This window comes from Paludibacillus litoralis, assembly GCF_037646705.1.
Classification (GTDB): domain Bacteria; phylum Pseudomonadota; class Alphaproteobacteria; order Rhodobacterales; family Rhodobacteraceae; genus Pikeienuella; species Pikeienuella litoralis.
Genome location: NZ_JBBHER010000001.1, coordinates 218,147 through 243,231, shown reverse-complemented (window position 1 = coordinate 243,231; position 25,085 = coordinate 218,147). Strand labels below are relative to the sequence as shown.

Genomic DNA, 25,085 nt, shown 5'->3' with positions numbered 1-25,085 from the left:
ACGGCGATGACGAGCTGATCGGCGGCGACGGCGACGACACGCTGAACGGGCTCGGCGGCGACGACGATCTGACCGGAGGCGCGGGCGCCGATCTTTTCGTGATCGAGGACCAGGCGGCCGGCACCCGGACCCATATTCGCGACATCGACTTCGCCGGCGGCGACCGAATCGCCATCGACGGCTCCGAACACCCCATCGAAAGCCTGGACGATCTCTTCGCTTTCGCGCTGAACGACGATGTGCGCCTCGCCTCCGGGGGCGAGGCGGACATGCGGCTCGAGATCGACAGGGCCGGCGGCGCGCAGACCATCGACATCACCTTCGCGGGCGAAGACCGCAGCGACGCCGACTTCACGTCGTCGATGGCGGCGGACAGCGTCGAGATACAGGCCGGAGCCACGGCCCTCGTCGACGTGCTGGCGAATGACGCTCTCGGCGACGACGCCTTCCTCGCCGGGCACGCGGCTTCGGCTCTCGGCTCCCGCGTCGAGATCGTCGACGGCCAGATTCACTACGAAGCGGCCGAATTGCCCATGGGCGTGCGCGCCGCCACCGACACGATCCTGTACACCGTCTCGGACGGGCGCGGCGGAAAGGGAACCGCCGAGCTCGAGATCACCCTGAACGCCGTCGGCCCCGTCACACATCAGGGCGGCGACGGGAACGACAATCTCGCCACACCACACAGCGACGACGTCGTGATCGGCGGGGCTGGCGACGACGTTCTCTACACCCGGGGCGGCGACGATTGGCTGGAAGGGGGAGCCGGCGACGATCGGCTGACCGGCAATCAGGGTAGCGATACCATGATCGGCGGAGACGGCGCCGACAATTTCGTCTTCTACGGCGCACATATCGAAGATGGCGACCGCGATCTCGTCGTGGATCTGAACTTTGCCGAGCATGATCGTTTCACCTTCGCTCATTTCGAACCCGGCGTTTTCGCCGAGAGGATGAGCGACGGGAGCTATTCCGGGGTCCAACCCTGGATTCGCAGCGTCGAGGATCTCCTGTCTCTGGAGCAGGTTGAAGGATTTTCGCTTCAGCGGCTCGACGAGGCGCATGCGCTGATCGAAATCGAGATCGACGCGGCGACGACAGGGGAGATCGAGATCATGCTCACCGGCGCTTCCGCAGGGGAGTTCGAAGCGCTCTGGTTCGCGGCCTGACCGCCGCCCGCCGGCGCTGACCGGCGACAAGACGAAAGCCGCCGCCGTTCCTCGCGGAATGGCGGCGCAAGGCTGTCGCGGCGCAAGGCGGCGTTCTCCGCGCCGGTCCGAGCGAAGGCGGGAGCCTTCCATCACGCCGTCGACCATGACAACATCGCGCATACCAAGGGTGCTCCCATCCGGCCACCGTCAGACAGTTGGAGAGACATGCGCATCCCGCACGACGTGTTCACCGGAATTCCGACGTGAGCCGCGCCTGGCCGCGCCGCGCCGCGATGGCGGCTTGCTGCCTGCTCGCCGCCGCCACCGCCGCCGCCGACGGCGGGGGCGGGACGCCGGGTTACGGCGGCGTCGGGCTTTTCGAGATGCCGGGGCTCGTCGCCGCGGAGCGCAACGCGGCGCGGATCGCCGCTTCCGGCGACATCGAAGGCGCGACAGCGTTGATCGACCAATTGCGGGAGCGCCACCGCGGCGCGGCGCGGCTGCACGCCGACGGCGCGGTGCTGGCGGCCGCCACCGGCGACAGAGAGGGCGCGCTCGCCGCGCTGACGCTCGCGATCCCGCTCGGCCTGCCGGATGTCGACGCATTGCTCGCGCGCCCGCCGCTGAACCAGTTCATCAACGACCCGCGCGTCACGGCGTTGCTCGCCGACGCGCCGGCGGCCGCCGCGCCGAAAACGCCGGCGCCGACGCGCGTCGACAATGGCGAGGCGCGGGTCTCGGCCGCGAACACCGTTTGGAGCCCGGCCGACGGGCGCCTCCTCTCCCGGTTCGAGATGCTGGACGCGATGCGCCGCTATCCCGTGGCCGATGGCGAGCTCTCGGGGCCGCTCGCCACATTGCAGACCTGGGTCGCCCGTGGGCGCGCGGCCGGGAATGTCGGCGACCTCTACGACAACCGGGACGATGGCCACTCCGCCCTCTCACGGAAATTGCCGACGCAAATCAGCCATGTCGTCTATGGACCGGAGGCGCGGGCGGCCGGCGTTCACTATGGCCTCAACACGCAGATCCTCTTCAACCGCATCACCATCGGCAACTCCTCCACCGCGTTGAACGGGCCGCTCTGGCGGAGCCAGGCGCGGCTGGCGCTGACCAGCGCGGATGGCCCGGCCGGGCTGGCGCAGCTTTACAGGGCCAACCATCTCTATGTCTTCCCGGAGCACCGCGATTACGACCCCGAGATCCCGCCCTCGGGCGCCAAAGGGGGCGACGCGACCCCCGGCCACGGCGATCTTTTCCCGGCCAACACCCCGTACATGCTGGTCTCGCAAGGCTCTTCGCACTCGGACATTCCGCTCCTGGAGGCGGCGCGCGCGATCCTCGCCGCATTCCCCCCGAACGTGAAGGCGTTTCTCGAAGAGCGCGGCCTGATCGCGCCGATGATCCAGCAGGTCTTCCGGCGCGGACAAAGGGGCGTCGATGACGCCGCCGCCTATCTCTCCGCAAAGGCGCATCCGGTGGTGTTCGACCCCGGGCGGATCGACCTTGCGCGGATCATCGCCATCGCAAACAGCCTGAAGGTGGAGGAGATTCCCCCGGTCGCGCGGCTCCGGGTCGAGTCCGAGGATACTGGCGGGCGCATCCCCGGCCTGATCGGCGGCGCCGCCCCGGGCGAAGAGCGATTGTTCGACACGCCCTCGGCGGTCGCGCGCGTCTGGCGCGGCGCGGGATTCACCCGGCGCTATATCCTCACCGCGGCCGACACCCTGGATCCCAACGGCCGAGCGCTGCGCTTTCACTGGCGGTTGACGCAAGGCGATGAGACGCGCGTCTCGATCCGGCCGCTTGACGAGCGCGGCACGCGCGTGGAAATCACTCTCGAATGGGCCCCGCCGAGCCCGACCGCGCTCAGGCCCGACGTGATCAGCCCTCGTGTGGACATCGCCTTGATCGCCGACAACGGCGCGGAATTTTCCGCGCCGGCGTTCTTCAGCATGCTCTATCCCGCCCATGAAGACCGCGTCTATCAGCCGGACCCCGCGCGCCCGGGCGCGGCGCGTCTGATCCGGATCGACCATACCGCCGCCAGGAAAGAGCGCCGCTATGTCGACCCATTGATCTGGCCCCTGCGAGACTGGTCCGACCGGCTGGATTACGCCCCGGACGGCCGGCTTCTGGGATGGGAGCGGAGCCGCCGGAACGTCACCACGCATTTCACCGCGCACGGCCTTCTGATCCGAGACCGGGACGCCGCCGGAAGGCCCCTCCACGCCGAAGCGATCGCCTACACGCTCGCGCGCAACCCGAAAGGAGCGTCGGCCCTGAACGAAGAGCCGACCGGGCGGCTCTTCGTCTATCGCTATGACGGGCCCGACGACCGGATCGGGAAGCCGGAAGCGGCGCCGGAGTGACGCGCGCCGCCGCGGCGCGCTCTCTCCCCAGACCATGATCTCGGCTCAGGGATCGGGCGGCGCCCTCGCCCCGTTTCAGGCCCGCTTTTCCGCCTGCTCCGCCAGCGCCGCGTCCGTGAACACCCGAAGGCCCAGATCCGGCCGGTATCCGTGGATCTCGCTCACATCCAGCGCACGCATGAAGGCGCAAATCTCTTTGCTTATGACCTGCCCCGGCACCAGGATCGGGAAACCGGGCGGATAGGGTATGATGAAGCTGGCCGAGACGACATCCCTCCCCTCCTCGAGCGCGGCCTTGAGCGAGCCGTCCAGCTCCAAGTAGTCGCATTTGTCTTCGTCATAGGCGAGGAAGAAGGCGCTGCGGATGTCTCCCTCCGGCGTCGCGTCGCCGGAGCGGAAAGCGTCATGGAACCGGCTGAAGTCAGGCAAAGGAGGCACCTGTTCGATCAGGCTCCGCACCCGCCGCTCGAAGCCCAGCCGCTCCATTTTCGAGGCGTCGTCCTGAAGCTCGTCCAGCCCCTTTGCGATCTCCACCAGCACTTCGATCAGATAGGCGACCGAAGAGCGCGTGGTGCCGATATTCGTCATGAAAAGAACGGTGTTGCGCGAGGTCTTGTTGATCTGAATCCCGTATTTGTCCATCAGGATACGGGTCTTGAACGTATCGCCATCCCAGCCGGTGCCGCCGACCGCCAACGTCACCCGCGTCGGGTCGAGAACGAATTCGTCCCGCGACCATGACTCCCACTTGTCGGACCAGCCCTGATCCGGATCATAGAAGCTGGTCGCGCCGCTTTCGCGGTATTCGCCGGGGATCATGTCCTCCGAGCTCAGGATCCGGAAATACTTCTTCAGGAGCGGATGCGTCGCCACCGCCCGGCGGATCCCCATCGCCGCCTCGATCTGATGCTGAACGAATTCGAACCCCTCCAGCTCCACCTGCCGCCGGCCGACATCGAGCGACGCGATGATCTGATAATTCGGCGAGGTGGACGTGTGCGTCATGTAGGCTTCGTGGAAGGCCTGCTCCACTTCGCCTTTGAAATCCTGATCGTTGACATGGATCATCGAGCCCTGCCGGAGCGCGGTCAGCGTCTTGTGGGTCGATTGCGTCGCATAGACCCGCACGCGCGCATCCGGCGGCGGAATCAGCCGGGCGGCGAGCAGCGCCTCGTCATCGGCGTCCTTCAGCTCCTCCTGCTGGCGGGCGTAGGCCGCCGCGTGCGCCTCGGTCCGGAGCCGCGCTCTCAGGACTTCGGCCGCGTTCATACCGGTCCGCTGACGATAGGTCGGCGCAAACCGGGCGAATGCGAACCAGGCTTCATCCCAGAGGAAGACCAGGTCTTTCTTGATCGCGAGGCATTCCTCCATCACCCGCTCGACATTGTAGACCACGCCATCGAACGTGCAGTTGGTCAGAAGGATCATCCGCACCCGGTCGAGCTTGCCAGCCGCCTTCAGCGCCAACAATTTGCCCTTCACGTCGCGGAGCGGCACCGCGCCGTACATCGAATACTCATGGAGCGGATAACTATCCATGTAGACGACATTCGCGCCCGCCAGCACCATGCCGTAATGGTGCGATTTATGGCAGTCGCGGTCGACCAGGACGATATCGCCGGGCCGGATCAGCGCCTGCACGACGATCTTGTTGCATGTGGACGTGCCGTTGGTGGCGAAAAACGTCTGTTTCGAGCCAAACGCGCGCGAGGCGTATTCCTGCGCCTCCTTGATCGGGCCGCGCGGCTCCAGAAGGCTGTCGAGCCCGCCGGAGGTCGCCGAGGTCTCGGCCAGGAATATGTTGGGGCCATAGAACTCCCCCATATCCCTGATCCAGTGGCTGCGGGTGATCGACTTGCCCCGGCTGATCGGCAACGCGTGGAAAACCCCGGTCGGCTGTTTTGAATATTCGGTCAACGCGGTGAAGAACGGTGTCTTGTAGCGCCGCATGACGCCGCGAAGAATGTTCAGGTGGAGTTCGAGAAAATCCTCCTGATTGTAGAAAACGCGCCGGCAGAGCCCCAGATCCAGCCCCGCGATATCCTCCACCGAACGATCCGTCACCAGATACGTGTCCAGCTCCGGCCGCACCTTGGCGATCAGACGGCACGCTTCCGGGCCGTAATGGCTCGGCTCCAGTCCATCGACGTCCTCGTCGTCGCCGACCCGGTTCAGATAGCTTTTCAGGATCGGCAGCTTGTTCAGAGACTTCAACCTCAATCCGGGCCGCACGACGACGGCCTGCACATTATGGTTGAAGAGAATGCCGATCAGCGCGTCTTCAAGGCTCGGCACGACGACCGGCTCATAGATGAAACTGTCCTCCGGGCGGCGCATGTCCAGCAGGCTGGCGCGCAGCCACCGCTCTTGCGGCTCGGTCACATTGTCGACGATCAGCACTTCGAAATAGGGCCGGCCGAGCGCCCGCGCGCCCGGCGAGAGGCTCACGTCTCCATCGAGATCGTCGGTATCCGTGTCGCCTGTCGTCAGCGGGACCGCCCGCCGCCGATAGGCGCCGGTGGAGAGCGCCCGCGCGACCCGCCGCGTCGCGAAAGAAAGCTCGCCGATCGCGCGGGTCGCCAGCATCTTTTTCAGATGTGAGAACGCGGCGTAGCCGGGAAAAGCCCAATATCGCTCGATCGGCGCGAGCGCAGCCAGGATCGCCTCCGCCTCCGCGACCAGCTTCGCCCCCCGAAGCCCCGCGTGCCCATGTCGTGAGAGCGACTCCGTCGTCTCCCGCAGCGTGCTCCAGCGATCCGCGCGAAGCTGGGTGGCGCTGTAATAGTCGCCGATGGATGGAAGTCCGGATTCAGGCGTGTTCTGGGACATCGAACTCTCCTCAAGCGACGACAAGGCCGCCGACTTCCACTTGCGTCAGCCGGGGCCGCCCTTCGGCGCCGCCGGCGGCGCGCGATATGGGCCCGCCGCCGCGCGCGGATCCGGGGCCGCCATTCCCGCGCGCGAGCCCTTGGCCGGAATCTCCAGCGGCCCGAGCGTGTGAAGATACGCGTCCGCCCCCGCGGCGCGATCATAGACCGGAAACTCCGCCGAACGGTCACGAAAGCTTTTCAACACCTGCCCGAGGCCTTTCAGCCCGGTCTCGCGCTGGCGGCGCACACGGGCGAGATCGATCTCGATCGGAAACAGGTCCTCCTGCCCCGCGGACTGATGAAGCACGGTCGCGGCCGGATCCACGACGAGGCTCCGGCCGACGCCGCCTGCGCCGAGCCCGTTGACGTCGAACACGTAGCACTGGAACTGCGCCGCGGTGGCGCGGGCGATGGCGATCTCGGCGTCGCGGTCGGTCGTGCCGGTCAGGACCGGATGCAGCAGCACCTCGACCCCCTGCGCCGTCAGATGGCGCGTCGTCTCGGGGAACCAGATGTCATAGCAGATCGAGAGGCCGAACCGCCCGACCTCGGGCACGTCGAAGACGCAGAAATCCCGTCCCGCCTCGATCCCCGCCTCATAGGGCTTGAACGGGAACATCTTGGCGTATCTGGCGACGATCTCGCCCGCCGGATCGATGACGACCGAGACATTGCGGACAAGCCCGTCCGCGCCTCGTTCGAACATTGAGCCCGGAATCAACCAGATCCCGTGACGGCGCGCATCCGCCTGAAATTGCGCGATCGTCTCGTTCGGGAACGGCTGCGCGAACCGGTCCAGCGGCCCAAGAGGCGCCAGCTCGCTGAAAAGAGCCATCTGCACCCAGGGAAAGCGCGCCATCAGAACGTCGAGACGCTGGCGCATGGCGTCGACATTCGAGTGGAGCGCGGAGACATGCATCTGAACACCCGCGATTGCGAAAGGGGTCATGCTCGATCCGGCTCCTCAATGAGATATGGCCGATCAGTATGCGCGGTCAGCGGCCTCGCGGCCAGCAGCATGTCGGCGGCCGAGCGCGATCGAACCCGATTCATCAGACCGCTCTTTCAGGTTCCGCGGCGCCTCGCTACCTTGGCTGGCGTCACCCGACGCCGGGAGAGTTCGGATGGAGGCCTTGAGCGCGCGATGACCGACCGAACCGAGATCGTGGTCAACGACCGGATGCAGAGCGGCTACCGCTACGAACTGGCGGCCCCGGCCGGCGAGCGCTTCGCCGCGAATTTCAAGCCGCATCTTTCTCCGCGCGAGATGCTCGAAATGGGGGTTTTCGAAGGCCGCTACCTCACCGACTGCGCCGGAGAGTTTCCGGCCGAATGGTTTCAGGACGCGAAACTCAGCCGCAAGCCGAACCCGGAGCTGAATTATTTCGGCGTCAAAAGCCGCCAATCGCTCGGAGTCTGGCGGGAAAAGGGCTGGATCTACGGCCCCGATCCGCGAGGCTGGTTCCAATGGTATTGCCGCTACCATCTCGGGCGGCGGCTGGACGATATCGACCGGATCCAGATCGGAAGATGGAGAGGGTTCGCCCGGCACGCGGGGCAGATTCGCGCGAATTGCGACCCGGGGGACGTCTTCTGCAGGCCGCGGCAGCGTCAGGCGCTTCTTCAATGGGCGTATGACCCGCTCATCTAGCTCTGGACGCTGGCGTTTGACATGTGGCGGCGCAACATTATACGCCATGGACGCCTTCATCCGACCGAATCTTACCTAAAGAAAAGAGCCTCGATGAGCTTCAACGTCCAGCCCGCCGGCCCCGCCCGCCTGAATCGCTGCCAGCTCTTCGGCCCCGGCTCGCGCCCGGAACTGTTCCCGAAAATGGCCGTCTCCGCCGCCGACGTCGTCAATCTCGATCTTGAGGACAGCGTGGCGCCGGCCGACAAGCCTGCGGCGCGAAAGGCGGTGATCGAGGCCGTGAACAACATCGACTGGGGGACCAAGACGCTCTCGGTCCGGATCAACGCGCTCGATTCCGAATTCTGGCACCATGACGTGACCGCGCTGATCGAGGAGACCGGCGACCGGCTGGACGCGATCATGATTCCGAAAGTCGGCAACGAAAAGGACGTCTACGCCGTGGACGCCGTGGTGACGGCGGCGGAGATGGCGGCCCGCAAGACGAAACGGATCGGCTTCGAGGTGCTCATCGAATCCGCCGCCGGCGTTCAGAACGTGGACGAGATCGCGGCTTCATCGCCGCGCATGCAGTCGATGAGCTTCGGCGTCGCGGATTACGCCGCTTCGATGGGCATGACTGTGACCGGCATCGGCGGCACCCAGGACGATTACGTCATGCTCGCGAACGGCGCCCCCGGCGACGTCCGCGCCGCGACCCCGGCCGACCCGTGGCACTATCCGATCGCCCGCATGGTCGCCGCCTGCCGCCAGCACGGGCTCTTGCCGGTGGATGGGCCGTTCGGCGATTTCTCGGACGAGGCCGGCTTTCTGGCTCAGGCGCGGCGCTCCGCGACGCTGGGCTGCGTCGGCAAATGGGCGATCCATCCGAAACAGGTGGCGTTGGCCAACGCCATCTTCACGCCCTCCGCCGAGAAGGTCGAGCAGGCGCGGCGCATCCTCGCCGCCATGCAGGCCGCCGAGGAATCGGGCCAGGGCGCGGCGGTGCTGGACGGGAAGCTGATCGACCTCGCGTCATCGCGCCAGGCGCGGGTGATCGTCGCGCAGGCCGATCTCGTCTCGGGGGCGGGCTGACCCGCCCCGGCGGGGCGCCGATTGCAATCGTCCCGGCCGATGGATATCTCCAGCATGCGCAGATGCTGGAGCAGTGGATGCAGAGCTACCTCGAATTTGAAAAGGGCCTCGCCGATCTAGAAGGCAAGGCGGTCGAACTCCGATCCCTCGCTCATCAGGGCGACGGCGTCGACACCGAAGCCGAAGCGAAGCAGCTCGACGCCAAAGCGGACCGGCTGCTGAAGGAGCTCTACTCGAATCTGACGCCCTGGCAAAAATGCCAGATCGCCAGACATCCGAGCCGTCCGCACGCGCTGGCCTATGTCGACGCCCTCTTCACCGAGTTCACGCCCCTGGCGGGAGACCGGAATTTCGCCGAGGATCGCGCCGTGATCGGCGGGCTCGCCCGCTTCGACGATCAGCCGGTGATGGTGATCGGGCAGGAGAAAGGCGCCGACACCAAGGCGCGGATCGAGCGGAACTTCGGCATGGCCCGCCCGGAGGGCTATCGGAAGGCCGCGCGCCTGATGGCGCTCGCGGATCGATTTCGCCTGCCCGTCATCACGCTGATCGACACGCCCGGCGCCTATCCCGGCAAGGGCGCCGAGGAGCGCGGACAGGCGGAGGCGATCGCCCGCTCCACCGAAATGTGCCTCCGTCTCGGCGCGCCGCTCATCGCCGTGGTGATCGGGGAAGGCGGCTCCGGCGGCGCGGTCGCGCTCGCGACCGGGGACCGGGTGATGATGCTCGAGCATTCGATCTATTCGGTCATCACACCAGAAGGCTGCGCCTCCATCCTCTGGAAGGACGCCGCGAAAATGCGCGAAGCGGCCGCGGCGCTGCGCCTGACAGCGCAGGACCTTCGCAAGCTCGGCGTCGTCGACCGGGTGATCAAGGAGCCGATGGGAGGCGCGCAGCGCGCTCCCGCCGCGGCGATCGAAGCTGTCGGCCGCGCGATCGGAGAAGAGCTCAAGACCCTGTCCGTCCGGGACCCGCAAGAGCTCCGCAAGCGACGGCGCCGGAAGTTTCTGGAAATGGGCGAGGCGACGCTCCAGTGAGCGTTGGAACGCTGTCGTTCTCCCGGGTTTCAGGGAAGCTTTTTTCAACGTTCTTTGCGAATGGCGCTTTCTTCCGCGGCTCAAACACCCCACATTGTCTTCACGGCGCGATGGCGTCGTGCGTTCGAGTGAAGGGAGAGCCACGTTGAAATGGTCCGACATCATAGGCGCGCTTACGGATTGGCTGGATCAGTTGGGTGAACGCTCGCCGCAGCCGATCCCAGTGAAGGTCAGGGAGCGGCGCCCGCCGCGCCGCCGCTGAGGCGGGCGCTCCATGGCGACCGTAAAGTTGCTGGCCGATGACGAGCTGAGCCCGGAGGCCGCGGCCGTCTTCGCCGATATCCGCGCAACCCGCGGGTCGGACTTCGTGAACAATATCTGGCGCGCGCTCGCCAACGATCCGCCCACCCTGAGCGCGACGTGGAATCGCCTCAAGGCGGTGATGGCGACGGAGCGCGAGGGTGGGCTCGCCCCCCTCACGAAAGAGCTGGTCTATCTCGCGGTGTCCATCGCCAATAACTGCTCTTACTGCGCGCATTCACATACCGCCGCCGCGCGCGCCAAAGGCATGACCGACGCGCAATACGGAGAATTCCTCGAGGTCGTCGCCATGGCGGCGCAGACCAACACGCTGGCCATCGCGCTCCAGACCCCGGTGGACGACGTTTTCGACGCGGGGTGATCGGCTCAGGCCAGCCACGGAGCATGGCGACGGATGAGTATCGCCACCGCAACCGTGCCGCCGACGACGACAAGATAGAATGGCCGGTTCTCGAGACCAACGCGCATTGCCATCGCCGCAATCGCCGGATGGACCAGATATATCCCAAGAGACAGCGAACCCAGCCAGGCGGAGCGGGGAGTTCCCTCCCGAGCCCCCCGGAGAGCGACGAGAACAATGAGGGCCGCGAAGCAGAGCTTCCACGCGACCATCGAATTGGGACCGAGCGACGCCAAGATCATCGTAGCCGCAACCACGATCCCCAGAACGATCGACGGCGGCCACCAGCGCATCGCCAGGCCAGTCAACGCGGCGGGCGCGACGAACACCCATTCCGCCAAGGGAGGCGGGAGCTTCACGGCGTCAGCCGCCCAGAGCGCGACAATCCCGACGACAACCGCAACCATCTGCGCGGCGCTGGACTCCAGAACTCGGGAAAGTACGACGAACGCGAAGCTGAACGGCAGAAACCAGAGATGAAGCGAAGGGCCCGTCGCCAACATCCACCAATCGAACTCGCTTGATAGCGGATGACCGCTCACTATCGCGTCGGCCACCTTGAGCGCGCCATAGATCACCGACCAGATCAGCCAGGGCATGAGCAGCCGATGCGCGCGCTCGGCCAACGGCCGCCCAGCGCTGAAATAGACAAGGAGCATCATGAACATGAGTAGCGCGGCGTGGCCAACGGAAGCCCCCGGCGCGCCGATATGGAACCACACGATTCCGAGCGCCCCCACGAAACGGAGCCGGTCGATATCACCGTTCCGCGCTCTCCGCGTCCCCGCTCCTCCGCCATCGCGACCCCGAGCGCTACCGGAAAGCTCAGGCATATCTACGCAACAGAAGGGGGAGACGGGGCGGCGATTCCTCGAAGACGCGTCACATGCCCCATCTTGCGGCCCGGCCGCGCTTCGGCCTTGCCATAAAGGTGAAGCGCAGCGCCGGGTTCGGAGGAGAGGCGCGCCCAGTCGGCGGCTTCACCGCCGATCAGGTTGACCATCTCCGCGTCGGCATGGCGCGTCGGGTCGCCCAGCGGCCAGAGGCAGACCGCCTTGATATGCTGGCGAAACTGATCGGTCGCGGTCGCCTCGATGGTCCAGTGGCCGGTGTTATGAACGCGGGGCGCGATCTCGTTGACCAGAAGAGCGCCTTCCTCCGTCTCGAAAAACTCGACGCCGATCACCCCGACATAGTCGAGGGCGGCGAGAATGCGCATGGCGATCGCCTTGGCCGCCTCCGCCGTCGCCTCGCCGCAGCGGGCCGGGACCGTCGTGCGCCGCAGGATGCCCGCCTCATGCGCGTTCTCGCCCGGGTCGAACGCGGCGACGGCCCCATCGGCGCCCCGCGCCGCGATCACGCTGATCTCTCGGCGAAAGGGGATGAACCCCTCCAGGATCGCCGGCGCTCCGTTCATCTCCGCCATGGCGGCGGCCGCGGCGTCTTCCGTCATGATCCGCGCCTGGCCCTTGCCGTCGTAGCCGAAGCGGCGGGTTTTCAGAATCGCCGGCGCGCCGATCGCGGCCAGCGCCGCCTCAAGGCTCCGCGCGTCATCCACCGCCGCAAAGGGCGCCGTGGAGACGCCGGCGTCGTTCAGAAACGTCTTCTCCACCACACGGTCCTGCGCCACAGCCAGGGCCCTCCGGCCCGGCCTGACGGGAACAAGCGGCTCAAGCGCATCCACCACCGCCGCCGGAACGTTTTCGAATTCATAGGTCACGACATCGACCGAGCGCGCAAAGGCCGCGAGCGCGCCCGCATCGTCCCATCCGCCGCGCGTGAACCGCGCGATATCGGCGGCGGGCGGCTCGGCCTCCGGGGCGTAGACATGCGCGCGCAGCCCCAGTTGCGCCGCGGCGATGGCGAGCATCCGGCCCAACTGGCCGCCGCCGAGAATGCCGACCGTTCCGCCGGGCCCGACGATCTCATTCATCTTTCGGGGCCTCCGCAACCGCGTCCGTCTGCGCCGCGCGCCAGGCCTCCAGCCGCGTCGCCAGCGCCGGATCCGTCGTGGCGAGGATCGCGGCCGCGAGCAGCCCGGCGTTCGCGGCGCCCGCCTCGCCGATCGCCAGCGTTCCCACCGGCACGCCTTTCGGCATCTGCACGATGGAGAGGAGACTGTCCCACCCCGACAGCGCCTTCGAGAGCACCGGCACGGCGAGAACCGGAAGCCGCGTCTTCGCCGCGATCATGCCGGGAAGATGCGCCGCGCCCCCCGCCCCCGCGATGACGACGCGAAGCCCCCGGCCCGCCGCCGCCTCGGCGTAGGCGAACATCCGGTCCGGCGTCCGGTGCGCGGAGACGATCCGCGTCTCGTGCGCGACGCCAAGCGCGGCCAGCGCGTCGGCGGCATGGCGCATCGTCGGCCAGTCGGACTGGCTCCCCATCACGATGCCGACGAGGGGGGCGTCTCCCGTCATGCTTGTCTCCCGAATGGTCATGCTGAAAATCCCGCGCACTATAGACGTGCGCGAGAGCGCGACAAGCGCGGTTCAGGCGATGATGTCGGGGGTGAGTTCGTCTTCGAGTTGGGAGATTTCATCCTTCAGCGCCAGCTTCTGCTTTTTCAGCCGGCGAAGATCCAGCGAGTCCCGCCCCGCCACCGTCACCTCCAGCGCGGCCACGGCTTCATCCAGCGAGCGATGCCGGCGGCGAAGTTCTTCGAGTTTGTAGCGAAGCACTTCGCGCTCGCCCATCAAATTGGCCGCCCCGGTCATGTCCCGCATCTCGTCTCGCCATCCCCCGACGCCGGCTGGCGCGTAAAACCTGCTCAGCTAGTTGTTCGCGCGCCGTATCGCGCCTAAATAGGCATCCATGTTGAACGCTCTCGGCGACGGAATCGCAAGCCTTTTCAGACGTTCGCCGGTGGTGAGCGTGCTACGCCTCAACGGCGCCATTGGCGCGGCCGGGTTCGGGCGCGGCCTGAGCGACGCCGCGCTGGCGCCGCTCATCGCCCGCGCCTTCGCGCCAAAGCGGCTCGCCGCAGTGGCGATTTCGATCAATTCCCCCGGCGGATCGCCGACCCAGAGCGCGTTGATCGCCGCGCGGATCAGGCGATTGGCGGAGGAGAAATCCACGCCCGTTTACGCCTTCTGCGAGGATGTGGCGGCTTCGGGCGGATATTGGCTGGCGACGGCGGGCGACGAGATCTTCGCCGACGACAACTCCATCGTCGGCTCGATCGGCGTGATCTACGCCGGATTCGGCTTCCAGACCCTGCTTGAAAGACACGGGGTCGAGCGGCGCGTCCACACCGCGGGCCGCTCCAAATCCATACTCGACCCGTTTCGGCCGGAGCGGGCCGAAGACGTGGCGCGAATCAAGCGTCTGCAAACGGTGATCCACGAGAATTTCATCCGGCAGGTCAAAACCCGCCGCGACGGAAAGCTGGCCGACGCCGACCTCTTCACCGGAGAGGTCTGGGTGGGCGCCGAAGCGCAGGCCGTCGGCCTGATCGACGGGATCGGTCATCTCGTCCCGACCATGAAAGCCAGATTCGGCGATACGGTCAGATTCAGGGTGATCGCCCCGCGCCGCAGCCTTTTTCAGAAGCTCGGCGGCCCCGGGGTCGAGGATGCGCTTCACGGCGCCGCCGGCCTGATCGAAGAGCGCGCCCTTTACGCGCGGTTCGGGCTCTGAGAGATGTTGACGAAGATTCTCATCTTTATCGCCGTCCTCTTCGGAGTTTTCGTCGTCGCCCGGCTGGGCGCATCCAGCGCAACCAGACCTGTGTTCCGGCGCAGGAAGAAGGATAAGAAGATTCACGAAGCTGAAGATCTTGTGCGCTGTCCGTCGTGCGGGGCCTGGGCGGCGCGCGGCGACCGCTGCTCTTGCGGTGACGCGCCAACACCATGACCGCAGGCCCCCTGGTTCAACATGATGCGGCGCCCCGCCGATGGTGATTGATCTTTCCTTCGTCGTCGCCGGGCTCGCGCTCCTCGTCTTCACCGGAGATTCGCTGGTCAAGGGCGCGGTGGCGCTCAGCCTTCGGCTCGGCGTGTCGGCGCTGGTCGTCAGCCTCACGGTCGTCGCCTTCGGGACCTCGGCGCCGGAAATGCTGGTCTCGATCGAGGCGACGCTCATCGGCGCCACGGACCTCGTCTATGGCAACATCGTCGGGTCCAACATCGCCAACGTCCTTCTCGTGCTCGGCATCCCCGCGCTCATCACGCCGGTCGCGGTGAGCCAGAAAGGGGTGCTCAGGAACTTCCTGATGATGATCGTCGCGTCGCTGGCGCTGATCACGGCTTGCGGCTTTGGCGGTCTTTACACCTGGACCGGGATCGCGTTCCTCCTCCTGCTCGCCGCCGTACTTTGCGACACGTATTTCCTGGCGCAAAATGGGAGGATCGAGCTGGATCTCGAGGCGGACGCGCCCGATTGCATGTCCGCGCCGATGATCGCCCTCAGCATCGCCATCGGCGTGATCGGCCTGCCGATCGGCGCTCATCTTCTGATCGAAGGCGCGCGGTCGATGGCGACCTCTTTCGGCATTTCCGAGACGGCGATCGGTCTTACGCTCGTCGCTGTCGGAACATCGTTGCCGGAGCTGGCGACAACGGTGATGGCCGCCGTGCGCCGCCATGCCGATGTCGCGATCGGAAATGTCGTCGGCTCCAACATGTTCAACATCCTTGGCGTGTTCGGCGTCTCCGCCCTGGTGGGAGACCTGCCGACGCCCGCCGGGTTTTTCGAACTCGACCTCTGGATCATGCTCGCGACCGCGCTGGCGCTGGCGCCCTTCATCATGACGCGGGCCAGCATCGGCCGGGCCTGGGGGCTGGTCTTCATGGCGGCCTACGTTGTTTATTGCGTTTTCGCGCTCGGACCGAGAATGTGAGCGGCGCGCCGCAACAATCGCGGAGATCGATGATGACGCCAGGGGCCGCACTTATCACCGGCGGCGCGAAACGCCTCGGCCGCGCCATGGCGCTGGCGCTGGCGGCGGACGGGTGGAATGTCGCGATCAGTTACCTCGAGGCCGAAAGCGAGGCCGAGGCGACCCTCGCCGAGATCCGCGCGACCGGCCGGAAAGGCGCGGCGCTCCGGGCGGATCTGACGGCGGAGGCCGAAACCGAGAAGCTGATCGACGAGGCCGCCGCCGCGCTTGGCGCGCCGCTGACCTGTCTCGTCAACAACGCCTCGATCTTCGAGTTCGATGACCTCACCGGCATGAGTCGCGCGGGATGGGACCGCGCGCTGGAGAGCAATCTCCGCGCCCCGGTTCGCCTCTCCCAGCTTTTCGCGGCTCAGGCCCCCCCGCCGGGGCGGGATCAGGCGGGCGAGCCTCTCGCCTCGGCCGTCATCGTCAACATGATCGACCAGCGCGTGCTGAAGCCGACGCCGATGTTCATGTCCTATTCGATCGCCAAGATGGGACTTTGGGCGTTCACCCGGATGGCGGCGCAAGCGCTGGCGCCCCAGATTCGGGTCATGGGAATCGGCCCCGGCCCCACCTTGCGCGGCGTGCGCCAGTCCGCGCCCCATTTCGCCGCGCAGCGCGCCGCGACCCTTCTCGGCCGCGGCGCCGGACCCGATGATATCGTCGCGACGCTCCGCTTCATCCTCGCGTCCCCCGCGTTGACCGGGCAGATGATCGCCGTCGACGGCGGCCAACACCTCGGCTGGAAAACCCCGGATGTGCTTGGCGTCGAGTGACTTAGGGCTTCCGCCTCAGAGACGTCTGAAACCCTTGTTTTGCGCCCGGGCGGCCCAGCTTTTCCACTTTCCAGATCGCGGGCGGCGATTCGCAACCGATCCCGAAAGCGCTATCGCATTTGGCGACTCGACGTTCAGAAAGAACAGCAAATCCAAATAGTTAACGCCGCCGCCCCTTTTTTGGGCAACATGACAAAACCGTTACGATTGCTTCATGAATCGCGTTCGCGCCGATATTATGGACAGAGTTATCCACAGAAACGGGGGATATGAAAATCGTTGATCCGGGGGGGAAATTGAGGCAGGCGCGCACTGGCCGAGGATTCGGCCGGACCGTGTGGCGCGGGCGTCGTTTCGTCGCCCTCACGCCGCACGGATGACAAGATCGGATAGACTGCGCCCATGACCGACACACCTGAAACTGGCGCCCGACTCGGCTTCGAAGAGGACGCGTCCCCCAGGGGCGGCGACGCCGCGACCGGCCCGGATGTGATCCGCGCCTATCTTCCGCGCCTGCCGACGCGGCCCGGCGTCTACCGGATGCTGGGAAGGAAAGGCGAGGTGCTCTACGTCGGCAAGGCCCGCTCGCTGCGCGCGCGCGTGACCAACTATGCGCGCCTTCAGGGAAACAGCGCGCGGATTCAGCGAATGATCCTCGCCACCGCATCGATGATGTTCGTCACCACGCCGACCGAAACCGAGGCGCTGCTTCTCGAAGCCAATCTCATCAAACAGCTGAAGCCGCGCTACAATGTGATCCTCCGCGACGACAAGAGCTTCGCGCATATCCTCATCACCGGCGATCACGACTTTCCGAGGATCGTGAAGCACCGCGGCGCGAAGACCCAGCCGGGCCGCTATTTCGGCCCCTTCGCCTCCGCCGGCGCGGTGAATTGGACTCTGAATCAGGTGCAAAAGGCGTTCCTGCTCCGAACCTGCTCCGATTCCGTATTCGAAAGCCGGACCCGGCCCTGCCTTCTCCACCAGATCAAACGTTGCTCCGCTCCTTGCGTCGGGTTGATCAGCAAGAAGGACTACGCGGCTCTGGTCGCGGACGCGGTCCGCTTTCTCGAGGGAAAATCCACGACCGTTCAGCAAGGTCTGGCCGAACAGATGCGCGCCGCCGCCGCGGAGATGGAGTTTGAGCAAGCGGCGGTCTACCGCGACCGGATCGCCGCGCTCACCCGGGTCCAGCAAGCGCAGGGGATCAATCCCGCAACGGTGGAGGAGGCCGATGTCGTCGCCGTTCACGCCGATGGCGGGCAGGCCTGCGTTCAGGTGTTCTTCTTCCGCTCGCATCAGAACTGGGGAAATCGCGCCTATTTTCCGCGCACCGGCTCCGATGCGCCGGAGGAGGAAATCCTCGCCGCCTTCCTCGCCCAGTTTTATGGCGGGAAAACGCCGGCGCGGCTGGTCCTGACAAGCTGCGAGCCGGAGGATCGCGATCTGGTCGAGGAGGCGCTCAGCCTCGCCGCCGGACGCAAGGTGACTCTTGCGCGCCCGCAACGCGGCGAGAAGCGCATGCTCGTCGAACATGCGCTGACCAACGCGCGGGAGGCGCTCGCCCGGCGCATGGCCGAGAGCGCGGCGCAGACCCGGCTTCTGGCCGGGGTCGCCGAAGCCTTCGGGCTGGAGGCGCCGCCGCGCCGGATCGAGGTCTACGACAACTCTCATATCCAGGGCGCGCATGCGGTCGGCGCGATGATCGTCGCCGGCCCGGACGGTTTCGAGCGCAAGGCCTACCGGAAATTCAACATCAAGGACGCCTCCCTCACGCCCGGCGACGATTTCGGCATGATGAAAGAGGTTCTGACGCGCCGCTTTCAGCGGCTCCTGCGTGAAGATCCTGACCGCGAGACGCCAGAATGGCCGGATCTCATCCTGATCGACGGCGGCGCCGGACAGGTGAGCGCGGTCAAGAGCATCATGGAGGAGCTGGGCGTCGCCGACGTCGCCATGATCGGCGTCGCCAAGGGCGTCGACCGCGACGCCGGCAAGGAGGAGTTCCACCGCCCCGAGGGCGGGCGCCCCTTCGCCCTGCCGCACCGCGACCCGACGCTGTATTTCATCCAGCGCCTTCGCGACGAGGCGCACCGCTTCGTCATCGGCGCTCACCGCGCCAAGCGCAAGAAGTCCATGAGCCGCTCACCGCTGGACGACGCGCCCGGCGTCGGCCCGGCGCGAAAACGCGCGCTTCTCGCGCATTTCGGCTCGGCGAAGGCGGTGGCGCGCGCGGGCCTCGCCGATCTGATGTCCGTCGAGGGCATTTCAGAGAAAATGGCGCAATCTCTCCATGACTTCTTCAATGACGACGGCTGACCCGCGCCCCTGACGCGCGCGCGCCGCCATCACGATCGGCCCGCCCCCCGGCGGGGAAACTTTCACGCGCGTCCGGTTGCGTGCTTTCTGAACCTCATGGTTTATGCTGAACATGCCGCAGCGCGCGCGATCCGTCATCTGATGGGATTCGCGGCGCAGTTTGAAGTCGCCTCCTCGCCGTTCGACGCGGCCAGGATCGGGAGATCGAGGGCCCTATGAAAGCTGTATTCGACCAACGCCAATGGCGCCACGACCCGAAGCATTTCATGGCGAACGGCGTCGTCTCCCCCAATCCGGAGCAGCCGACGAGAATTCGTATCCTGCATCAGGCGGCGGAGGCGGCCGGTTGCACGTTCACCGCGCCGGAAGATCGCGGGCTCGGCCCCATCGCCGCCATCCACAGCGCGGAGTATCTCGCGTTTCTCGAAGGCATCTATCCCCGCTGGCAGCGCATCGAAGGCGCCGGGGACGAGGTGATCCCGAACGTTCACCCGGATCGCCGAACCGCGAGCTATCCGAAATCCGCCGTCGGTCAGGCCGGCTATCATCAGGCCGACACCGCCTGCCCGATTGCGGCCGGCACATGGGCGGCGGCCTACTGGTCGGCGCAGACCGCGCTCCACGCCGCCGAACTGGTGCTGGATGGGGAGCGCGCCGTCTACGCGCTGAGCCGCCCGCCCGGGCATCACGCGTTCGGAGACATGGCTGGCGGCTTCTGCTTCCTGAACAACGCGGCGATCGCGGCGGAGTATTTCCGCGCCGCCGGGCTCAGGCCCGCCATCGTCGATGTCGACGTTCATCACGGCAACGGCACGCAGGGGATCTTCTATCGCCGCGCCGATGTGTTGACGGTGTCGATCCACGCGGACCCCGCGCGGTTCTACCCCTTCTTCTGGGGCCACGCCCACGAACGCGGCGAAGGCGCCGGTCTCGGCGCCAATCTCAACCTGCCATTGCCGCGGGGCGCGGACGACGCGCTCTTCCTCGAGACGCTCCACGCGGCGCTGGCGCGGGTGCGCAGCTTCGGCGCCGACGTGATCATCGTCGGCCTCGGCCTCGACGCCCACGTCAACGACCCGCTGAAGGGCTTTGCGGTGACGACGCCCGGATTCGAGCGAATCACCAGCGCCATTCGCAGGGTCGGAACGCCGGTTCTCCTGGTGCAGGAGGGCGGGTACATCTCCGACGATCTCGGCCCGAATCTGACCAAGGCGCTCGAGGGCGCCGCAGGCTGATGGACGCGCCCGACGCCATCGTGATCGGCGGCGGCGTCGCCGGGATCAGCGCCGCGGCGGAGATGGCGGCCGACTTTCGCGTCGTCGTGCTGGAGGCGGAAGGCGCCATCGGAACGCATTCGACCGGACGCTCGGCCGCGATCTTCATCCGCAATTACGGCAACGAGACCCTCCGCGCGCTGAACGCGATGGCGGAGCCGCTCTTCATCGAGCCGGACGGCGTGGCGGAGAGCAGCCTGCTTTCGCCCCGCGGCCAGATGCTGATCGCGGCGGAGGACGAGGTGGGCGAACTTGACGCCTACGCCGCCGGAGCCGAGGGCCTGGACTGGCTCTCCCCCGCAGAAGCGGTGGAGCTCGTGCCGATCCTCCGCCCCGAGCGCATAGCGGCGGCGGCCATTGAACGCGACGCCCGCGATATCGACGTGGACCGGATGTTGCAGGGCTATGCGAAGCTGCTCCGCCGCCGCGGCGGGCGCATCGCGACCGGCGCCCGGGCGGGAGCGATCCGCCGCGCGGATGGGGTCTGGGAGGTCCGAACCGAAACCGAGACCTTCCGCGCCCCGATCCTCGTCAACGCCGCCGGCGCCTGGGCGGACGGCGTCGCGGCCATGGCGGGCGCCCGCCCGCTCGGCGTGACGCCGATGCGCCGCTCCGCCGCCATCATCCCGGCGCCGGACGGCGCCGATATCTGGAACTGGCCGCTGTTCGGGACCGCGGCCGAAACCTGGTACGCCAAGCCGGAGGCGGGAAAACTGATGGTCTCCCCCGCCGACGAAGACCCGGTCGAGGCGCAGGACGCCTGGCCCGACGATCTGGTTCTCGCCGAAGGGTTGCACCGCTACGAGCAGGCGGTGACCGCGCCGGTCACGCGGGTGGAGCGAAGCTGGGCCGGTCTGCGCAGCTTCACCCGCGACCGCACCCCCGCCGTCGGCTTCGCCCCCGACACGCCCGGCTTCTTCTGGCTGGCGGGACAAGGCGGATACGGCGTTCAGACGGCGCCCGCGCTCGCCAGGCTGACCGCCGCGCTTCTCAAGCGCGAAAGCACGCCGGAACCGCTTCGGCGCGCGCTCGCGCCTGATCGCCTCCTCACTGCGTGAGGCCGCCCCTGCGGCGCGCGCGAACGCGTCCCGGCCGGGGGGCTCCCGCCAGTCATCATGGCGCGGCGGGGGCGCGGCTCAGCTCCCCGCTGGAAAGTGGCAGGCGACTTCCGCCGCCCCATGCGGCTCCAGCACCGGACGGAGCTCGTGGCAAATCGGTTGCGCTTTCGGGCAACGGGCCGCGAAAGCGCAGCCCGGCGGCGGATTGATCGGGCTCGGCGGGTCGCCTTTCAGCTTCGCGGGCCGGACATATCCCTGCGACTTCCGCCGCGTCAACGACGGCGCGGCCCCGAGCAGCGCCTCCGTGTAGGGATGGCGCGGCATGCGGAACAACTCGGCCCTCGGCGCCCGCTCGACGATCCGGCCCAGATACATCACCGCAATGTCGTGGCAGACCTGCCGCACCACGCCGAGATCGTGAGAGATGAAAAGATAGCTGAGCCCGAGCTCGTCCTGCAGCTTCACCAGCAGATTCAGGATCTGCGCCTGTATCGCCACATCGAGCGCAGAGACCGGCTCATCGCAGACGATCAGTTTCGGGTTCGTCGCCAGCGCCCTGGCGATGGAGATGCGCTGGCGCTGCCCGCCCGAGAACTGGTGCGGAAAGAGATTGAGCTGATCGCGCCGAAGCCCGACGAGGCCGAACAACTCCGCGACGCGCGCGTCGCGGCTGGCGGAATCGCCGATATTCAGCAGATCGAGCGGCTCGCGCACGATATGGTTCACCCGGTCGCGCGGGTTGAGAGAGGAATACGGATCCTGAAAGATGAGCTGGATATCCTTGCGCCGTTTCCGCATGTCCTCCGCGTCGAGGGCGAAAAGATCCTCCCCCTCGAACAGCACCTCCCCGGTCGCCGGCCCGGTCAGACGGATCGCCGCCATCGCGGTCGTGGTCTTGCCCGAGCCGCTCTCTCCGACGATGCCGAGCGTGCGCCCCGCCTCCAGCGTGAAATCGACCTCTCTCACCGCCTCCAGATGCTGACGGGGCGCAAATAACCTGCGCTGCGGCAGCGCGAAGCGCACCGTCAGACCCCGCGCCTCCAGGATCACGCTCATATCCGCCCCTCCTCCACGGCGTGGCAGGCCGCCGGATGCGCCGGGTCGCCGCGCAGAAGCGGCCTTTCCCGGTCGCACCGCTCGAACCGATTGGCGCACCGATCCGCGAAGGCGCAGCCGTCGCCGAGCAGATGCAGCGGCGGGACGACTCCGGGGATCTCGGCCAGCGGCGGGGGCGTGTCTTCGTCATCCTTGCCAAGCGCCGGAATGCAGGCGATCAACCCGCGCGAATAGGGGTGTTTGGGCTCATCGAGAACGGCGTCGGCCACGCCCTCCTCGATCACCCGGCCGGCGTACATCACCGCGACCCGATCCGCCATTTCCGCGATCGCGCCCATATCGTGGGTGATCAGGACGATCGCGGTGCCGAGATCGCGCTGGATGTCGTTCAGCAGATCGAAAATCTGCGCCTGCACCGTGACGTCGAGGGCGGTGGTCGGCTCATCCGCGATCAGCACCTTCGGCTGGCACGAGACCGCCATCGCGATCATCACCCGCTGGCGCATCCCGCCCGAAAGCTGGTGCGGGAAATCGTCCGCGCGCCGTTTCGCCTCCGGAATGCCGACCCGGTCGAGCAAGGCGACGGCGGCCTTCTTGGCCGCGTCGCGCCCGACATGCTGATGCAGCATGATCGCTTCCGCGATCTGATCCCCGGCGGTGAAGACCGGATTGAGAGAGGTCATCGGCTCCTGGAAGATCATCGCGATCTCGGCGCCGCGAAGCTGCCGGAGCCGGTGATCCGACGCGCCAACCAGCTCCTCTCCATCGAGACGGATGGAGCCGGCGGCGACGCGCCCGGGCGGCGACGGGATCAACCCCATCGCGGAGAGCGCGGTGATCGACTTGCCGCAACCGGATTCGCCAACGACGCCCAGCGTCTCGCCCGCGTTCACATGCAGCGAGACGCCGTCAAGCGCGGTGACCGGCCCATATCGGGTCGCAAACTCGACCCGGAGCCCCTCGATATCGAGCAACGCCATCTCAACGGACCCGGAGTTTGGGGTTGAACGCGTCGTTCAGCCCGTCGCCGATCAGCGAGACGGCGAAAACGGTGAGGAAGATGGCGATGCCGGGGAAGGTGACCGGCCACCATGCGGTCAGGATATAGCCGCGATTCGCGCCGATCATCAGCCCCCAGCTCATGGTGTTCGGGTCCCCGAGCCCGAGGAAGGACAGCCCGGCCTCGAAAAGGATCGCGATGCCGACGGTCAGCGTCGCCGAAACGATCAATGGCGGCAACGCGTTCGGCAGGATCACGCGCCACATGATCCGCCCGTTCTTCGCCCCGATCGCGCTCGCGGCGGTGACGTATTCGAGCCGCTTGATCCTGAGGAACTCCGCCCGCGCCAACCGCGCCGTCGTCGGCCACGAAACGACCCCGATCGAAACGGCGATCGTGGTCAGGGAGGGCGAGAACAGCGTCACCAGAACCATGGCGAAGAGGAGCGCCGGCAGCACCTGGAAGAACTCGGTGAAGCGCATCAGGAGATTGTCGACCGCGCCGCCAAAAAAGCCGGAAATCGCTCCGACCGCGACCCCGATCACCATGGTGATGAGCGCCGCCGTCGCGCCGACGATCAGGGTCGGCCCGCCTCCGGTCAGAAGCCCCGCGAGCAGGTCCCGGCCGAGATAATCGGTGCCGAGCGGGAATTCCGCCGTCGCGCCCGGCGGCTCATGCGGCGCCCAGACGATATCGTAGGGGTCGCCGCCATAGAAGAACGTGCCGTAGATCGTGGCGAGGATGATGATCAGCAGGACGGCGAGACCGGCCATCGCCGGCCCGTTCCGCCGGAACATCCGCCATGCGTCCATCATCGGGCTTTGCGCCTCGACGCCTTGCGGCTCGGTTCGAACCCCGGTCGTCATCACAACTTCTCCCGTAGGCGCGGGTCGGCGAGCCGATAACAGAGATCGGTCACGAGATTGGCGATCACCACCATGATCGCGGCGAAGAAAAGAATGCCGAGGATCGTCGTGTAGTCCCGCCTGAGAATCGCATCGAAGGCGAGGGTGCCGAGGCCGGGCCAGTTGAACACCGTCTCGACCAGGACCGCCCCGGAAATCAGCGCCCCGAATTGAAGCCCCGCGACCGTGATGATCGGCAGCGCCGCATTGCGCAGCGCATGATGGAACAACACCGACCGCTCAGACGCGCCCTTGGCGCGCGCGGTGCGGATGTAGTCCGCCCCGAGCACGTCGATCATCGAGGCGCGGGCCAGTCTCGCGTAGATCGCGAGGAAGATCACCGCGAGCGAAAGGGCGGGAAGGAAAAGATGATGCAGGATGTCCACCATCTGCGCCAGCCATGTCGCGTCTCTCAGACGCACATCCTCCATTCCGGCGACAGGGAAGGCCGGGATGATCGACGCAAGCAGGATCAGCAGCATGATGCCGAGCCAGAACACCGGAACCGCGTAGCCGATCGTCGCGATCACCGTGACCACGCCGGAGAAGACGCCATTCGGCTTTCGCGCGGCGAAAACGCCCATCGCCGTTCCGACCGTGATGGCGACGACCTGCGCCGCGACGACGAGCAGGATGGTCGGCCCGATCCGCGCGCCGATCAGCGTCGTAACCGGCTGGTTGAAGAAATAGGACTGGCCGAGATCGCCTCTGAGGATCCCGCCCAGATACGCGAAAAGCTGCGTCAGGAGCGGCTGATCGAGCCCGTATTCGGCCCGGATCGAGGCCAGCATCTCCGCCGTCGCGCCGCCCATGTCGCCGGCGATCACCTCGGCCGGGTCGCCGGGGGCGAGGCGGATCAGGAAAAAATTCAGGATCACGACGCCGAGCAGCAGGAGCGCGCCGTAAAGAAGTCGTCTGATGATGAACGCCGTCACTCGA

Annotated in this window: 22 protein-coding genes; 12 read left to right on the top strand and 10 right to left on the bottom strand. The window is 66.9% G+C overall.

What is annotated here, in order from left to right; genetic code table 11:
• Positions 1–1,169: Ig-like domain-containing protein (locus WG921_RS01090; RefSeq protein ID WP_413788551.1), on the top strand; the 1,169-nt coding region annotated here is incomplete at its 5' end.
• Positions 1,170–1,414: 245 nt separating this feature from the next.
• On the top strand, positions 1,415–3,523 hold the full coding sequence (locus WG921_RS01085) for a hypothetical protein (protein WP_340107315.1): 2,109 nt from the start codon (positions 1,415–1,417) through the stop codon (positions 3,521–3,523).
• 75 nt (positions 3,524–3,598) lie between these two features.
• On the opposite strand, the gene WG921_RS01080 is transcribed toward WG921_RS01085, so the two are convergent.
• Positions 3,599–6,352, bottom strand: a complete 2,754-nt coding sequence (locus tag WG921_RS01080) for an aminotransferase class I/II-fold pyridoxal phosphate-dependent enzyme (RefSeq protein ID WP_340107314.1) — start codon at positions 6,350–6,352, stop codon at positions 3,599–3,601.
• Between the two features lie 45 nt (positions 6,353–6,397).
• Positions 6,398–7,342: a carbon-nitrogen hydrolase family protein gene (locus WG921_RS01075; protein ID WP_340107313.1), complete on the bottom strand. Its 945-nt coding sequence runs from the start codon at positions 7,340–7,342 to the stop codon at positions 6,398–6,400.
• 195 nt (positions 7,343–7,537) lie between these two features.
• On the opposite strand from WG921_RS01075, the gene WG921_RS01070 reads away from it, so the two are divergent.
• From WG921_RS01070 to WG921_RS01055, 4 genes are all read left to right on the top strand, one after another.
• Entirely contained in the window at positions 7,538–8,044 is a 507-nt protein-coding gene (locus tag WG921_RS01070) for a hypothetical protein (protein ID WP_340107312.1), read from the top strand.
• A gap of 93 nt (positions 8,045–8,137) precedes the next feature.
• Positions 8,138–9,118, top strand: coding sequence for an HpcH/HpaI aldolase/citrate lyase family protein (locus WG921_RS01065; RefSeq protein WP_340107311.1), 981 nt, complete (start codon positions 8,138–8,140; stop codon positions 9,116–9,118).
• A 77-nt stretch (positions 9,119–9,195) separates the two neighbouring features.
• Positions 9,196–10,155 (top strand): acetyl-CoA carboxylase carboxyltransferase subunit alpha, encoded by a 960-nt coding sequence (locus WG921_RS01060; RefSeq protein WP_340107310.1) that lies wholly within the window; start codon positions 9,196–9,198, stop codon positions 10,153–10,155.
• A gap of 274 nt (positions 10,156–10,429) precedes the next feature.
• Positions 10,430–10,837 (top strand): carboxymuconolactone decarboxylase family protein, encoded by a 408-nt coding sequence (locus tag WG921_RS01055; RefSeq protein ID WP_340107309.1) that lies wholly within the window; start codon positions 10,430–10,432, stop codon positions 10,835–10,837.
• 5 nt (positions 10,838–10,842) lie between these two features.
• Here the strand turns inward: WG921_RS01055 and WG921_RS01050 are convergent, their stop codons facing one another.
• The 4 genes from WG921_RS01050 to WG921_RS01035 all read right to left on the bottom strand — a co-directional run bounded on the left by WG921_RS01050 (position 10,843) and on the right by WG921_RS01035 (position 13,602).
• Positions 10,843–11,709: an acyltransferase family protein gene (locus WG921_RS01050; RefSeq protein WP_340107308.1), complete on the bottom strand. Its 867-nt coding sequence runs from the start codon at positions 11,707–11,709 to the stop codon at positions 10,843–10,845.
• A gap of 2 nt (positions 11,710–11,711) precedes the next feature.
• Entirely contained in the window at positions 11,712–12,809 is a 1,098-nt protein-coding gene (locus tag WG921_RS01045) for a 5-(carboxyamino)imidazole ribonucleotide synthase (protein ID WP_340107307.1), read from the bottom strand.
• Positions 12,802–13,296, bottom strand: coding sequence for a 5-(carboxyamino)imidazole ribonucleotide mutase (purE, locus tag WG921_RS01040; protein WP_340107306.1), 495 nt, complete (start codon positions 13,294–13,296; stop codon positions 12,802–12,804). The genes WG921_RS01045 and purE overlap by 8 nt, the downstream gene beginning before the upstream one ends.
• 72 nt (positions 13,297–13,368) lie before the next feature.
• Positions 13,369–13,602, bottom strand: a complete 234-nt coding sequence (locus WG921_RS01035) for a YdcH family protein (protein ID WP_413788550.1) — start codon at positions 13,600–13,602, stop codon at positions 13,369–13,371.
• Between the two features lie 88 nt (positions 13,603–13,690).
• Between WG921_RS01035 and WG921_RS01030 the strand changes: the two genes are divergently transcribed.
• The 6 genes from WG921_RS01030 (at position 13,691) to WG921_RS01005 (ending at position 21,185) form a co-directional block, all read left to right on the top strand.
• On the top strand, positions 13,691–14,515 hold the full coding sequence (locus WG921_RS01030) for a S49 family peptidase (protein ID WP_340107305.1): 825 nt from the start codon (positions 13,691–13,693) through the stop codon (positions 14,513–14,515).
• Between the two features lie 256 nt (positions 14,516–14,771).
• On the top strand, positions 14,772–15,716 hold the full coding sequence (locus tag WG921_RS01025; protein WP_340107304.1) for a calcium/sodium antiporter: 945 nt from the start codon (positions 14,772–14,774) through the stop codon (positions 15,714–15,716).
• Complete coding sequence (locus WG921_RS01020; protein ID WP_340107303.1) at positions 15,713–16,534, top strand: SDR family oxidoreductase; 822 nt, start codon at positions 15,713–15,715, stop codon at positions 16,532–16,534. The genes WG921_RS01025 and WG921_RS01020 overlap by 4 nt, the downstream gene beginning before the upstream one ends.
• A gap of 402 nt (positions 16,535–16,936) precedes the next feature.
• Positions 16,937–18,853, top strand: coding sequence for an excinuclease ABC subunit UvrC (gene uvrC, locus WG921_RS01015; protein ID WP_340107302.1), 1,917 nt, complete (start codon positions 16,937–16,939; stop codon positions 18,851–18,853).
• Between the two features lie 215 nt (positions 18,854–19,068).
• Positions 19,069–20,088 (top strand): histone deacetylase family protein, encoded by a 1,020-nt coding sequence (locus WG921_RS01010; protein WP_340107301.1) that lies wholly within the window; start codon positions 19,069–19,071, stop codon positions 20,086–20,088.
• Positions 20,088–21,185, top strand: a complete 1,098-nt coding sequence (locus WG921_RS01005) for an NAD(P)/FAD-dependent oxidoreductase (protein ID WP_340107300.1) — start codon at positions 20,088–20,090, stop codon at positions 21,183–21,185. The genes WG921_RS01010 and WG921_RS01005 overlap by 1 nt, the downstream gene beginning before the upstream one ends.
• A 78-nt stretch (positions 21,186–21,263) precedes the next feature.
• On the opposite strand, the gene WG921_RS01000 is transcribed toward WG921_RS01005, so the two are convergent.
• From WG921_RS01000 to WG921_RS00985, 4 genes are read right to left on the bottom strand one after another with little or no spacing between them, the layout of a single operon-like run.
• The gene (locus WG921_RS01000) at positions 21,264–22,241 is read right to left on the bottom strand and encodes an ABC transporter ATP-binding protein (protein ID WP_340107299.1); all 978 of its coding nucleotides are present in this window, start codon (positions 22,239–22,241) and stop codon (positions 21,264–21,266) included.
• Positions 22,238–23,221, bottom strand: a complete 984-nt coding sequence (locus WG921_RS00995; protein ID WP_340107298.1) for an ABC transporter ATP-binding protein — start codon at positions 23,219–23,221, stop codon at positions 22,238–22,240. The genes WG921_RS01000 and WG921_RS00995 overlap by 4 nt, the downstream gene beginning before the upstream one ends.
• Before the next feature lies 1 nt (position 23,222).
• Positions 23,223–24,107 carry an ABC transporter permease gene (locus WG921_RS00990; protein ID WP_340107297.1) on the bottom strand — a complete coding sequence of 295 codons (885 nt, stop codon included), beginning with the start codon at positions 24,105–24,107 and terminating at the stop codon, positions 23,223–23,225.
• Positions 24,107–25,081: an ABC transporter permease gene (locus WG921_RS00985; RefSeq protein WP_340107296.1), complete on the bottom strand. Its 975-nt coding sequence runs from the start codon at positions 25,079–25,081 to the stop codon at positions 24,107–24,109. The genes WG921_RS00990 and WG921_RS00985 overlap by 1 nt, the downstream gene beginning before the upstream one ends.
• Positions 25,082–25,085 lie beyond the last annotated feature (4 nt).